This is a genomic window from Paenalcaligenes sp. Me52 (assembly GCF_050487965.1).
Lineage (GTDB): Bacteria > Pseudomonadota > Gammaproteobacteria > Burkholderiales > Burkholderiaceae_B > Paenalcaligenes.
Map to the genome: position 1 here is coordinate 1,226,199 of NZ_JBKQFO010000001.1, position 13,024 is coordinate 1,239,222.

Annotated in this window: 14 protein-coding genes; 10 read left to right on the forward strand and 4 right to left on the reverse strand. The window is 48.9% G+C overall.

Annotated elements, in window-relative coordinates:
• Nucleotides 1-80 precede the first annotated feature (80 nt).
• The 3 genes from ACLO87_RS05740 to ACLO87_RS05750 all read right to left on the reverse strand — a co-directional run bounded on the left by ACLO87_RS05740 (nt 81) and on the right by ACLO87_RS05750 (nt 3,561).
• The gene (locus ACLO87_RS05740) at nt 81-2,009 is read right to left on the reverse strand and encodes an ABC-F family ATP-binding cassette domain-containing protein (RefSeq protein WP_430223019.1); all 1,929 of its coding nucleotides are present in this window, start codon (nt 2,007-2,009) and stop codon (nt 81-83) included.
• Nucleotides 2,006-2,953, reverse strand: coding sequence for a 50S ribosomal protein L3 N(5)-glutamine methyltransferase (gene prmB, locus ACLO87_RS05745; RefSeq protein WP_430223020.1), 948 nt, complete (start codon nt 2,951-2,953; stop codon nt 2,006-2,008). Before prmB ends, ACLO87_RS05740 begins: the two co-directional genes overlap by 4 nt.
• Nucleotides 2,954-3,021: 68 nt before the next feature.
• The gene (locus tag ACLO87_RS05750) at nt 3,022-3,561 is read right to left on the reverse strand and encodes a phosphatase PAP2 family protein (RefSeq protein WP_430223021.1); all 540 of its coding nucleotides are present in this window, start codon (nt 3,559-3,561) and stop codon (nt 3,022-3,024) included.
• A 194-nt stretch (nt 3,562-3,755) separates the two neighbouring features.
• Here ACLO87_RS05750 and ACLO87_RS05755 point away from each other — a divergent pair, with 194 nt between their 5' ends.
• From ACLO87_RS05755 to ACLO87_RS05770, 4 genes are all read left to right on the forward strand, one after another.
• The gene (locus ACLO87_RS05755; protein WP_430223022.1) at nt 3,756-3,920 is read left to right on the forward strand and encodes a pyridoxine 5'-phosphate oxidase C-terminal domain-containing protein; all 165 of its coding nucleotides are present in this window, start codon (nt 3,756-3,758) and stop codon (nt 3,918-3,920) included.
• Between the two features lie 131 nt (nt 3,921-4,051).
• Nucleotides 4,052-4,375: a tetratricopeptide repeat protein gene (locus ACLO87_RS05760; RefSeq protein ID WP_135862311.1), complete on the forward strand. Its 324-nt coding sequence runs from the start codon at nt 4,052-4,054 to the stop codon at nt 4,373-4,375.
• Between the two features lie 47 nt (nt 4,376-4,422).
• A complete protein-coding gene (locus ACLO87_RS05765) occupies nt 4,423-5,358 on the forward strand; it encodes a DNA/RNA non-specific endonuclease (protein WP_135862309.1) in 936 nt (311 codons plus the stop codon).
• Nucleotides 5,359-5,451: 93 nt separating this feature from the next.
• Nucleotides 5,452-5,871 (forward strand): DUF1090 domain-containing protein, encoded by a 420-nt coding sequence (locus ACLO87_RS05770; RefSeq protein ID WP_135862308.1) that lies wholly within the window; start codon nt 5,452-5,454, stop codon nt 5,869-5,871.
• Nucleotides 5,872-5,922: 51 nt separating this feature from the next.
• Here ACLO87_RS05770 and ACLO87_RS05775 read toward each other — a convergent pair whose 3' ends face one another.
• Nucleotides 5,923-6,207, reverse strand: a complete 285-nt coding sequence (locus ACLO87_RS05775) for a hypothetical protein (protein WP_135862306.1) — start codon at nt 6,205-6,207, stop codon at nt 5,923-5,925.
• A gap of 141 nt (nt 6,208-6,348) precedes the next feature.
• On the opposite strand from ACLO87_RS05775, the gene ACLO87_RS05780 reads away from it, so the two are divergent.
• The 6 genes from ACLO87_RS05780 to ACLO87_RS05805 all read left to right on the forward strand — a co-directional run bounded on the left by ACLO87_RS05780 (nt 6,349) and on the right by ACLO87_RS05805 (nt 13,001).
• Nucleotides 6,349-6,648 (forward strand): I78 family peptidase inhibitor, encoded by a 300-nt coding sequence (locus ACLO87_RS05780; protein WP_430223023.1) that lies wholly within the window; start codon nt 6,349-6,351, stop codon nt 6,646-6,648.
• A gap of 125 nt (nt 6,649-6,773) precedes the next feature.
• Entirely contained in the window at nt 6,774-7,208 is a 435-nt protein-coding gene (locus ACLO87_RS05785; protein ID WP_430223024.1) for an LptA/OstA family protein, read from the forward strand.
• Between the two features lie 236 nt (nt 7,209-7,444).
• A complete protein-coding gene (locus tag ACLO87_RS05790) occupies nt 7,445-9,721 on the forward strand; it encodes an FdhF/YdeP family oxidoreductase (RefSeq protein ID WP_430223025.1) in 2,277 nt (758 codons plus the stop codon).
• Nucleotides 9,722-9,820: 99 nt separating this feature from the next.
• Nucleotides 9,821-10,252 carry a TOBE domain-containing protein gene (locus tag ACLO87_RS05795; RefSeq protein ID WP_135867199.1) on the forward strand — a complete coding sequence of 144 codons (432 nt, stop codon included), beginning with the start codon at nt 9,821-9,823 and terminating at the stop codon, nt 10,250-10,252.
• 480 nt (nt 10,253-10,732) lie between these two features.
• Nucleotides 10,733-10,897 (forward strand): hypothetical protein, encoded by a 165-nt coding sequence (locus tag ACLO87_RS05800; protein ID WP_168246799.1) that lies wholly within the window; start codon nt 10,733-10,735, stop codon nt 10,895-10,897.
• A 556-nt stretch (nt 10,898-11,453) separates the two neighbouring features.
• Nucleotides 11,454-13,001, forward strand: a complete 1,548-nt coding sequence (locus ACLO87_RS05805) for a multicopper oxidase family protein (RefSeq protein ID WP_430223026.1) — start codon at nt 11,454-11,456, stop codon at nt 12,999-13,001.
• The last annotated feature ends 23 nt before the right edge of the window (nt 13,002-13,024 follow it).

Here is a 13,024-nt window from a genome sequence, read left to right on the forward strand (position 1 = left end):
CTATGTGAAGCTTTTTTGTGTGCTGTAGAAAGGCTGTGGTCTCACCCGATTGTGTTGGGTGTGACTAGGTCTGCAGTGCTTTAGACTAGTGCTTCAATCTGCTCTTGCAGTTCTAGCCATTCTTCTTCAAGGCTAGCGTGCTTTTGGCTGCACTCACCATGCTCAGCAAGCAGAGCGGGGCGTTGAGCCTTGTAGGCATCAGTATAGAAGTCAGGATCGGCAATTAACGCATCCAGTTCTTCTATGCGTGTCGCCAGTTTTTCCATGTTGGCTTCAATTTTTTGCACCTGTTTTTCTAACGGCTTGCGTAGTACGGCCAAACGTTGGCGTTCCTGCGCATCGTTTTTGCGCTGCTGACGCCTATCTATAGCAGGGGTGTCACTACCATCGCCTTGTTCATTTGCAGCGCTTGAGGATGTGCTCTGGCGTTTCTGTAGCCATTCGCGGTAGTCTTCTAAGTCACCATCGAACTCTTGTACTTGGCCGTCAGCCACAATCCAGAAGTCATCGACGGTGCTACGCAAAAGTTGCCTATCGTGCGAAACAATAATGACGCTACCTTCGTACTCGGCTAGAGCTTGGCTCAGTGCCTCGCGTGTTTCTACGTCCAAGTGGTTGGTTGGTTCATCCAGTAGCAGCAAGTTAGGTTTGCGCCACACGATGAGCGCCAAGGCTAAACGGGCTTTTTCACCCCCAGAGAAACCGGCGGTGGTATCCATGGCCATGTTGCCACTAAAACCAAACCTACCTAGGTAGTTACGCAGTTCTTGTTCGCGTACTTCGGGGGCAATGCGTTGCAGATGCAGAATGGGGGAGGCGTTGGCGTCAATCATGTCCAGCTGGTGCTGGGCAAAGTAACCTACTTCCAAACGGCTGGAGCAAATCAATTCGCCAGACAAGGGCTTAAGCTCTTGCGCTAGGGTTTTGATCAGGGTGGATTTACCGGCACCGTTCACACCTAGAATACCAATGCGTGCACCGCCACGTACATCCAGCTTGATTTGCTTCAAGATGACGCGTGGGGCTTCATCCGCCTGTTCAGCGACATAGCCTAGATTGGCATCCACCAGTCGTAGTAACGGGTCTGGCATGGACTGTGGTTCTGGCAGATGTATGTCTAGCGTGCTGTCAGTTTTTAGCGGTGCTAGCGATTGCATACGTGCCAACGCTTTCACACGACTTTGCGCTTGTTTGGCTTTGCTGGCTTTAGCTTTGAAGCGGTCAATAAACGCTTGCAGCTTGGCGGTTTCGCGGCCTTGGCGTTCATGCGCAATACTAAGCTGGCGCGCTTTTTCAGCACGCTGCGTCAGGAAGTCTTGATAGGTACCACGATAGCGCTCTAGCTTCTGGTGATCGAAGTGCAAAATAATGCGTGCGACGGCATCCAGAAACTCGGTATCGTGAGAAATAATCAGCACGGTGCCAGGGTAAGAGCTTAACCAACGCTCTAACCAGAGCATGGCATCCAAATCTAAGTGGTTGGTAGGCTCATCCAGTAATAGCAGATCAGATGGAGCCATCAGCGCACGCGCCAGTGCCAGACGCATTTGCCAGCCACCTGAGAATTCGCCTACAGGGCGCATCCACTGATCGGGTTTAAAGCCCAAGCCAGCCAGCAACTGTTCGGCTCTAGAAGGTGCTGACCATGCGTCTGCCTCGATGAGTAAGGCTTCCAACTCGGCAATGCGCTCACCCTCAGACTCTTTACAGTCAGCACGTTGTTGTTGTAGCTCACGCAAGTGCGTGTCGCCATCAATAACAAATTCGCGAGCAGGGCGATCTCTATCGTTGATCTCTTGCTCTACGCTAGCCATACGCCAGCTTTCGGGCATGTCTAGTTGGCCGCTATCGGCATCCAACTCGCCTTTGAGTAGTGCAAATAGTGTGGATTTTCCGGCGCCATTACGACCCACAACACCAACACGCTCACCGGGGTGTATGGTGAATTCTGCTTGATCGAGTAGGACTTTGATGCCGCGACGTAAGGAAAGATTAGAGGCTCTGATCACGCTTCCAACTGCTCCTTGGTCAGTAGCAGAATTTGGTCTTCTGCGTTTTCAGTACTGAGCCATACAGGGTCTAAATGAGGGAAGGCTTCGACGAAGTTGGCATACTCGTTACCAATTTCTAGTACCAGAATGCCATTGTCTGTGAGGCGTTCTGCTGCACCTTCAATAATGCGGCGCACCAACACCATGCCGTCGTCACCGCCAGCGAACGCCAGTCTGGGCTCGTGCAGGTATTCTTCAGGCAGGGCTTGCATGGAGCCTTCATTTACGTAGGGAGGGTTACTGATAATCAGCTGGTAGCGGCTAGGAGGCAAGGCCTCGTATAAGTCGCCTTGAAATAACTGCAAGCGGTCTTCTAACTCGTAGTTTTGTACGTTCTCTTGAGCAATAGCCAATGCATCGGGTGATAGGTCTACCGCATCTACCAATGCATTCTCAAACATGTTTGCGGCAATAATGGCCAAGCAACCACTACCCGTGCAGAGATCCAATACGCTGCTGACATCTTCAGGCTCTTCTATCCATGGAGTGAGCTGTTGCATCAGTAGTTCGGAAATAGGCGAGCGTGGCACAATGCAGCGCTGATCTACTTTGAATTTGTAGCCCTGCAGCCAGGCCTCACCAGTCAGGTAAGCGGCAGGTAAACGCTCAGAGCAACGACGTGCAACCATGTCTATGCAGCGTTGACGTTCTTGCTTGGTGAGGCGGCAGTCTAGAAAAGGCTCTAGCGTATCAGGGGGCAGGTTCAGGCTGAATAGCACCAAATACACGGCCTCATCCCACGCGTTATCGCTGCCGTGGCCGAAGCTGAGTTGGTGGGCGTTGAACTGGCTTACTGACCAGCGTAATACATCGCGCAGGGTACGTAGTTCGTCTACCGCGTTATGGCAGTGTTCTGTGAAAGAGGAATGTGACACTATCGATCCTAGAATAGGGCAGGCCATTGCACCCTTATGGCTAAGGGTGAGGCAAAAACTGACAATGCCCTATTGTACTGGCTCTAGGCTCTAGATCAGGAAGAAAAACGTGTAGGTAACAGCTTTTCTAGTGGCAGGCGTTGCACAATCAGTGCAGACAATAGCGAGACCACCAGCGCTCCCAACATATCAAAGGGAAAGTGCACGCCTAAGTAAATGCGTGCCCATGCTACTAGTGCTGACATAAAGAGAATCATGCCGCCAGTGGCGCGTGTAACGCTGATTAAAAGCAGTGGAAATCCCGTAGCCAAAACTAAAGTCATGTGAATGCTAGGGAAGGATGAGGTCGCCGCATGTTCCGTTAAGGTACGTCCTAAACCCATCACAAAGGGGCGGGCGTGTTCCATGTTGTAGCGGAATAGGTAGGCAACGGTAAGGGCTAAAACCAGTGTGCAACCTACGCGTAGAATAATAAGGGGAGCTTGTTTGGGATGCATTGGTAACGTGAGTAGCGCTAACAATGCAGCGATGATCAAGGGCCATTCAGCTAAAAAACGTGCGCTGTCTATAAGCCATAACGGGGCATCAGCACTGGCATTGATCCATAAAAATAGTTTTTGATTAAACGCTTCCACAACAAACAACCTTTTTGTAACGCAACTGCAATAATCCTAAATTATACGCATGTGACAATCTGGTGCTTTATGGGTGTTGCAAGATGTTACGTTACCCCTGTTTTACGATGATCTCGTTACAATCTATAACGGTGGGCAATGTTGTCCTAGGTATGGCGGTGCGTTATTGGGACGCCAAAGTGGTGTGCTGTTGAATGCAAGATCCTACGCTATCTAACCCGGATTGGGTGGTGTATAGGGTAGAGGCGCATGAGGTTGAGTTCTGGCAGGGCGATATCCAGCGTAATCATGGGCGGTTACGTTATAGACGTTCAGAGCCTACTGGTCAGGCCTGGGTTAAAGAACGTTTATGGCCGTGAGCAGAAACTGCTCAGGCAAGTTAAGAGCCGCATAGATGCTATGTTGGCGCAATGCATTCAAGGGTTTCCCCCAGCGTTATGCACAGAGGGTGGGGATAACTACGCAGCATGTATGAAGAAAGGGTAAGGCTATGAATGTAGATGCATTGGAAGCAATGCTGAACAAGGGAATGGATACGCCGTTATTGCGTTTTGGTTTGGGTAAGGCGTATTTGGATCAGCAGGATACAGCCCTAGCAATAGAGCATTTACAGCAGTGTGTGACACAGGATCCGCACTATTCGGCTGCATGGCAAATATTAGGGCAAGCCTATTTAGACTCAGGTGATATAGCGCTCGCTAGTCAAGCATGGGAAAAAGGTATATCGGTGGCGCAAGCCAAAGGCGATAAGCAAGCCGAAAAGATCATGCAGGTTTTTTTACGCCGCGTAGAGAAGTTGCGTAAGACAGAGTAAGTACATGGCCCGAGTAGGGCTACGGTAGTAAGGTAGTAGCAGGTAGTATGGCAGAACGGAAAAAACCAGTGGCATCGCGCGCCGCGTCTAAGCGTCGCGCATCGCAGGGCGCCAGTCAGGGTGGGCTAAGTAAGTTTTGGCGCACGGTAAGCCTAACAGCAATAGCGGTATTCAGTATCAGTAGTGTGCTGTGGCATGCTGATGGTAGATATCTTAAAGACGAGTTGGTGCAAAAGTGGGCTGAGTTGCAGACCATGCTCCAACCAGTAGAGGTGGCTGACTACACGCCAGAGACGCCTAATGTCTCACAACATGTACAGACTTCTTTTTCTCAGTGCACCCAGATGTTCCCCGGGCCGCGCCCCATTGTGCCTAATGGCGAGAAATTACGTGAGTTGTGTTTCAGTGCATTTGCAATTTTGCATAATGGGCAAACTAAAACCCCTGTATTTGTTGTACAGCGCTTGAGTCGGCAGATGATCAACCGTGCCAAGGGTCAGGCGCGTACGGATAGGTTCTACGAAGAGGCGCGTTTACCTCGTGTGGAGCGGGCCAAACTTGATGACTACAGACGTTCAGGGTATTCGCGCGGTCATATGGCGCCAGCAGGCGATATGCATGATAGCGATGCGATGGCACAAAGCTTTTCGCTGGCTAATATGGTGCCCCAGGATCAGCGTCATAATGCGGGGGCGTGGAGCCGTATTGAAAGTGATACCCGCAAATATGTGAGCCGCGCACAGGGTGATGTCTATGTATTCACAGGGCCTTACTACGCCAACCAACAAAACGTTGTAGGGGAAGGCAGGGTAGTGGTGCCTACGCATCTGTATAAGGTGGTTTACGATGCCACTACAGGTCGTTCATGGGTTCACTGGCATGAAAACAAACCGGAAACTAAAGTGGGGCCACCCATTAGCTATGCTGAGTTTGTGCAACGTACAGGCCTGCATTTATTGCCTCAGGTGCTACCTTCACAGTAGTGTGAGGGTTCAGCTTTGGTAACACACTCTTGGATGAGCTACCTGCTGGATGTGGCATGATAGAGGGTGCCTTATTGAGGGAGAATATAAGCAATGAAAAAACTACAATTGGCGATGGTCGTTGTGCTATCCAGTTTGGCCTATTCTGCTTCGGCGCAGAATTATGGCTGTGATCGTAAAATGCAGTCGCTGGAAACACAGCTGAACTATGCCAAACAGCATGGGAATGTGCATCGCCAACGCGGTTTGGAACGAGCCATAGCCAATGTGCAAACACATTGTACTGATGCGTATTTGTTACGCGATCTGCAAGAAGATATTGATGATCAACAAGAAGATATAGACGATATTCTTGAAGAGATTCAGGAAAAGCAGACTGAGGGGCGCGTGGATAAAGTAGAGCGACTGCAGCGCAAGCTAGAGCGTAAACGCCAGAAATTGGCAGACTTACAAGCTGAGATGGAAGATTTGCAATCGATGCCTCACGCAGAGGGGCGTCATCGCTACCGCTAAGCAGTATTAGTTAAAAAGGCCTGTAACCGTTGTGGTTGCAGGCCTTTTTTCTTAGTGTGTGGTTTTCTTAGGGGCGGAACCGTCTTGCTTGCCCAATACCGCTCTTGCTAATTCAATCGTTTCCTTGATACGGGATTTCATTGTTTTTCTGGCAGTATCTGGCAAGGAGTAACGGTCGGAAATTTCGTCAGCAATGGCATACAGCAAGTTGAGCGTTTCTTGTGCTTGGCCTGTTTTGGCAGCAAACATCGCCAAATGTGCTGACAACAGGGCTTGGTCAGCGAGCGCAATGCCCAGTAGCGTTTGATGATCTTGGGTGGAGGTGGTTTGACTCATGAATATTCCGAAAAATCAGGGCAGGGCCTGCTGCTTGAAATAAGGCATTTTAGCAGGTTGAAATAAGGCTGCAGTAGTGCTGTTGCTGTGTAAAATGCAGAGCATTACCACTGTCTTTAAAGAATTGAACAAGGAGCAGGGATGAATATTGCAAAAACAGTAAAAGTGATTGCTTTCGCCATGCCATTGCTGGCTTTGGCAGCATGTAAAACGGTGCCATTGACGCCAGAGCAAGAAGCTCAACTGCAAAGTGAGGAATGTGGTGCTCCTACTTTCCAATACTTAGTGGGCATGCCAGCACAAAGTCTGAATCCAGAAACATTGCCGCCTATGACGCGTGTGATTTATCCTTATTCGGCTGTTACCATGGACTTTAATCCTATGCGTTTAAATATCTATGTGAATGACGAAGGTTTTGTGACGCGTTTAGCCTGCGGTTAATGTGGATCATGGCCTAGTCGTATGAAGCGGTTAGGTCGAATGTGGTTACGAAGAAAAGCCCATTTTTGCTGTTGTAGTAGTAAAGGTAAATGGTATTCTGGGTGTTACAGCAGCAAGGAGATTGTATGAAGTGGGTGAATAACATGCTTGTAGTGGCCGGCTGTGTGGCCAGTTTTTCAGTGGGTGCGCAGGCAGAGGCACAGCGTTATAGCGTGGGTGATTTAGAAGTAAGAGCGGACAGCATAGAGGTGCTGGAGCCTACGTTATTGCATGCTAAGGGTAATGTGGTCATTACCCAAGGTAACTCAGAAATCACAACAGATGAAGCACAGATTAAGGTGCCTGCTAAGTCTGATCTGTTTGATGCCTCTATACTGAAAGGCAAAACAGCTATGGATGGTGAGATTAAACTCTATAAAGAGGGTTTTTTACCAATGAACTCATCACAAGGTGAAACTTATTGGTGGAATCCCGATAAAAAAGTATGCCTAAATACTAAAGTCGAATCAGGCTATTATGTAGAGCTGACACAAGTCGACAATAGTGAATGTGATACGTAAATGGCTTATAAAACAAATGATTAAGTATGAGTAAGGCGTAGCAATTTGCTACGCCTTATTTTTTTGCTTACAAACAGATAAATAATAAAGCTAGAGAAAGAGATCAATAAAAATTCATTCAATGTTAGAAAGTAATAATGATAAGCGTTGAACTGTATGTAGTATCAATGCATAAAAACATATACAGCAAGCACTAGCTTCCTCTATTTAAATTCTAAATTTAACGCGGAGTAGTTATGGACACGTACAAGCCCTATGAGCACCCAGCGGGCGGTTGGGATGCGCTTAAAGCTATGGAAGCAGCATTACTGAAGCAAGATATTCCCGCTGAAGGAATGCGGATTCTATCCAAAATGAATCAGCATGATGGTTTTGACTGTCCTGGGTGTGGATGGGCAGACCCTAAACAGACCTCCAAATTTGAGTACTGTGAGAATGGTGGTAAAGCGATTGCGTGGGAGTCCACAAAAAAACGGTGCACCCCCGAGTTCTTTGCGCAGCATACCGTGACCGAGTTGGCGACATGGGATGATTACGATTTGGAAATGGTGGGGCGTTTGACGCACCCTATGCAATATGACGCACAAAGCGACAGTTATAAGGCGGTGAGTTGGGATGCCGCTTTTGCTTTGGTGGCCTCGCATTTGCAGGCGTTGGATGATCCTAATCAGGCGGAGTTCTATACCTCTGGTCGTGCATCCAACGAAGCGGCGTATTTGTTCCAGTTGTTTGCACGTGAGTACGGTACGAACAACTTTCCTGACTGCTCCAATATGTGCCATGAACCTACTAGTGTAGGGCTGCCACAGTCTATTGGTGTAGGCAAAGGTACGGTGCTGCTTGAGGATTTTGATAAAACGGAATGTATTTTTATTTTTGGCCAAAACCCAGGTACCAATAGCCCGCGTATGATGACGTCGCTGCGTAATGCTGCCAGACGAGGCGCTACTATCATGTCATTTAACCCCTTTAGGGAGCGGGCTCTAGAGCGTTTTCAAGCACCACAGGATCCAGTGGAAATGGCTACCTTTAGTTCCACGCCAATTTCTTCAAGATTGTTCCAGGTCAAAGTGGGTGGTGACGTGGCAGCAATCAAGGGCATCATCAAATGTTTGCTGGCGATGGACAAACAAGCCAAGGCAAATAACCAGCCAGCCGTATTGGATTGGACTTTTATCAATGGCCACACTAGTGGTTTTGCAGAGATGGCTGCCGATGTGGAAGGCACTGACTGGGCGGATATAGAACGGGTGTCAGGTCTGTCACAAGCTGATTTGCAAGTGGCTGCCGAGGCCTATGCCAAGGCGGATAGTGCGATCTTAGTGTATGGCATGGGGATTACTCAGCACCGACACGGTACGCATAATGTGCGTCAGGTGGCGAACTTGGCGTTGCTGCGGGGTAACGTAGGTAAAGAGGGGGCGGGTATCTGTCCGGTGCGTGGTCACTCTAACGTGCAGGGTGATCGTACGGTAGGTATTACAGAAATCCCCGCAAAAGATTTTCTGGATAGGCTGCAAGCACATTACGGTTTTGAGCCGCCGCGTGAGCCAGGCCATAACGTGGTGTCAGCGTTAGAGGCAATGGTGAGAGGTGAGAGTCGTGTGTTTATAGGCTTGGGTGGAAACTTCTCGGTGGCGATTCCTGATTGGGATCAAACGCAGGAAGCTATGCGTAAGTTAAATCTCACTGTGCATATTTCTACCAAGTTAAATCGTAGCCACTTAATTCATGGTAAAGATGCCCTGATTCTGCCCTGTTTGGGGCGCACTGAGCGCGATGAGCAGGAAACGGGTTTGCAAGCTATGACGGTGGAAGACTCCATGTCTATGGTGCACGCGACCAAAGGTTCGTTTGAGCCCGCATCAGAACATTTGCGTAGTGAGCCGGCCATTGTGGCTGGCATGGCCAAAGCGGCCTTGGGGGCGAAAACTAAAGTGGACTGGGAGTACCTAATTGCTGATTACTCACGCATACGTGATGATATTGAAGCTGTTTTCCCTGCATTGTTCCAGGCTTATAACCAGCGAATTCAACAGCCAGGTGGCTTTCACTTGCCCTCTGCGGCGCGTGAACGTGTGTGGTCTACCAGCACAGGCAAAGCTAACTTTTTGATTAGTGTAGGTCTGTGCGAAGATACGCAACAATCAAATCCTGAGGTGTTGTGGCTATCGACAGTACGTAGTCATGATCAGTACAACACAACGCTGTACTCGCACTCAGACCGTTATAGAGGTATACATAACGCGAGGGATGTGTTGTTCATTAACGAGAACGAGATTGCGCGATTGGGTTTCAAGTCTGGTGATAGGGTGGACTTAGTGACTAATTCTAAAGATGGTTTGGAGCGTAGGGTGAATAACTTCCAGATTGTGGCGTATCCGTTTCCCGATGGTAGTTGTGCTGCGTATTACCCAGAAACTAACCCGTTGGTGCCGTTGTACGACCACGATCCACAAAGCAATACGCCAGCTTCAAAAGGCGTGCCTATACGCCTAGTGAAATCGGCGTAACGCATGCGCCTGAAGGTGTGTCATCAAGCGGTGACGCGCCTTCTGTGCGACTGGTGCTAAGCGGTGTATGATGAAAATTAGTCTTAATCAGGAGCGTATATGAATATCAGTACCCGCAATAAATTGTCTGGCACCGTTAAAGAGATTCATACTGGTGCAGTGAATGACGAGATTGTTATTGCTGTATCTCCCGCACTTAATGTAGTTGCCATCATTACCGACAACAGCACTAAAAGCCTGGGGTTGAAAGTAGGAGCTAACGTGGTTGCTCTGATTAAGGCATCGTCCATTGCTTTGGCAACCAATGTGGATGATTTGCTGTTCTCGGCACGAAATCAGTGCAAAGGCACCGTGACGGCGTTGCATAAAGGTGCAGTGAATTCTGAAGTGCAAATGAACGCAGGGCAGGGCGTTACACTCAGTGCGGTGATTACGAATACCAGCGTAGATGAGTTAGGCATTGCAGTAGGTTCAGTTGTCACAGCTATCTTCAAAGCATCCAGTGTGATTGTGGCGGCGAAAAAAGCCTAAACATTGCGAGGCGTTTCTGGCCTGCCTATAGGTCAGAGAGCGTATACGGGATGGTGATGCGCTAAAGAAGTTGAGTGGCGTGACAGTATTGTTTTTGTCACGCCACGTTGTATATAAAAATAATGTAAAACAATGATAAATCAATGGCTTGTTCGTGGGTTTTGGACGGCTGGGGTTGATTTATTAATATGTTTTGATATAATGTCAAGTACACCTCGTGTTTTGGTGTTGTATTTGTCCTCATACATGCTATCCATCAGGAGCACGTCATGCCTGAACTATCAGGTCCTCGAATAGGACTGGGTCAGGCTAGTGATGGCATGCGCTAACTGCGACTGTATTGCAGACCAGACTGCGCATTAACTCTGGCCTGACTCTTTTCCTGCTCACGCTTATATTTTTAGCGAAACGCTAAGGGTTTTTTGTTGCCCTAAGCTTTATATGTACCCGTTGTTTGAGTGGGTACAAAGGAGAAGAATCATGATTAAAAAAATCTCTTTCAATACATTTCGTCCCTCCGCTCTACGTAAAGTGAGTGCCCTTTCTTTGGGACTGAAAAAACGTCGCACCTCTTCTACACAGGCTGTGCGCACTACCAATCACCAACCCATGTTTGGTTTGCTGATTAACGACCATACTCGTTAATCCACATTAAAACAGGCGCCTTCATGGCGCCTGTTTTGTTAGCTGCCTAGGCGAAGCGCGTTATACTAGTCACTTAACGTATTGCTACCAAAGGGTATTGTGCGTATTTCCCACGGCTTTTCTCAAACACCTTTCATGATGTCTCTCTGGAGGCGTTGTGTGTGCGTGTTTTTGGGGATTATGTTGGCGCTGTCCGCTGTGGGAATGCCAACGGCCGCGGCGCTGTCTGCTGAGCCTGCATTGGCTTCGTCGCACACCTCACACCAAAGTCCTGATGCTCCGTGCTCAGACTGCACGCCAGACGAGCACGCCGCTTTATGCGAGGTACAGGCTTGTACTAGCATGATGTGCAACTTGCACAGAGGGGCTGTGTCTTCAGCTTCTTTCTTCCCGCTTAACCTTAGTCACGAGCAGTCATCTCTGCTTAGGCCGGTTACTGTATCGGCTTTCTATTGTCCTGATCTACCGCCCCCGCGATAGCGTTTGTCTTTTCCCAGATTAAATCTATGTATTTTTCATCATGGTATGAAGGCCATGGTGACTCTAGGAGTTTTAGATGAAACGCAGACATGTATTGAAAGCAACCGCTGCTAGCTTGTTGCTGGCCCATCCTGTAGTACGCGCACAGATGATGAATCATCAGGAAATGATGGGGCAACATCATCGAATGGGGGCGAGTCATACAATGCCCGCTATGGGGGATGGCATGAGGGCGCATGGGGCAGGGCGAAATTTGCTACCTATAGATCGTATGCCGTCAGGATTGCCGCTAGAGGCGTTACCGAAACTAGTAAATCAAAGCTCACAAGCAGGTGTGTTTAAAGCAACTATCGAGGCTGCTCCCACCACACTGACGGTTGCAACGCGTAAACCTACCGAGTTTTGGTTGTATAACGGTCAATTGCCTGGACCGCAGATAGAGGTATATGAGGGGGATGAGGTAGAAATCACATTCATCAATAATCTGCCTGAAACCTCTACTATTCATTGGCATGGCATGCCTGTGCCTTCAGATCAAGATGGTAATCCTCAGAACGGTGTGGCCCCAGGCGCGCAGCGCGTGTACAAGTTTAGGCTACCTGAGGGGAGTGCTGGCACGTATTGGTACCACCCTCATCCACATGGTAAAACCGCTATGCAGGTAGCTCGCGGCTTGGCTGGCACCTTTGTGGTCAAAGCTAAAAATGATCCGCTAAAAGATCTGCCTGAGCAGCACTGGATGATTTCAGATTTACGTTTGGATCAGCAAGCAGGCATTCCACCCAACACGATGATGGACTGGATGGATGGTAGAGAAGGCCAGTTTGTGCTCATTAATGGACAGCGTGAGCCAGCCATTACAGTGAGCACCCGAACTCGTATACGTGTTTGGAACAACTGTGCAGCCCGCTATTTGCAGTTGGTAGCTCCTGGATGTCAGTGGCAGTTGTTGGGGACGGATGGAGGGCTGTTGGAGCATGCGCAGCCGCCAACAGATACATTGTTTTTAGCACCTGCTGAGCGGGTGGAAGTACTGTTGCTGGCACCGGCTGATATGCAGGTTGAGCTGCTTAGTCGTTATTACGATAGGTCGAAGATGATGGTGCGTGACGATCCTAGCGATATAACGTTGGCACACCTTAGCGTGAAAAAAGAAGCGCCAGTGTTGCTACCCGACCAATTGAGGGCATTTGCCGAGTTAGGGCTACCCGTTGCTACCAAAAATGTGGAGTTCAGTGAGCACGAGATGCCACATGATATGGGGCAGGGTATGTCTAACAGCATGATGCAAAACATGTTTCTCGTGAATGGCAAGAGTTTTGAGATGGATCGTGTTGATCTGCGTAGCCGTGTGGGCGATGTGGAGGAGTGGCGCATCTTTAATAACTCTCACATGGATCATCCTTTTCACGTGCATGGTACGCAGTTCATGGTGACAGCACGGGAAAGTAATGGGAGAAAACAGCCTGAGCCATTCAAGGCGTGGCGTGACACAGTGAATTTACGCCCCTATGAGACGGTGACATTCTTGGTGAAACAAGACATGCCTGGTTTGCGCATGTTCCACTGCCACATTCTGGAACATGAGGACTTAGGCATGATGGCTAACTTACTGGTTGAATAAGTTTTAGTAGCCTTCTGAAGTAC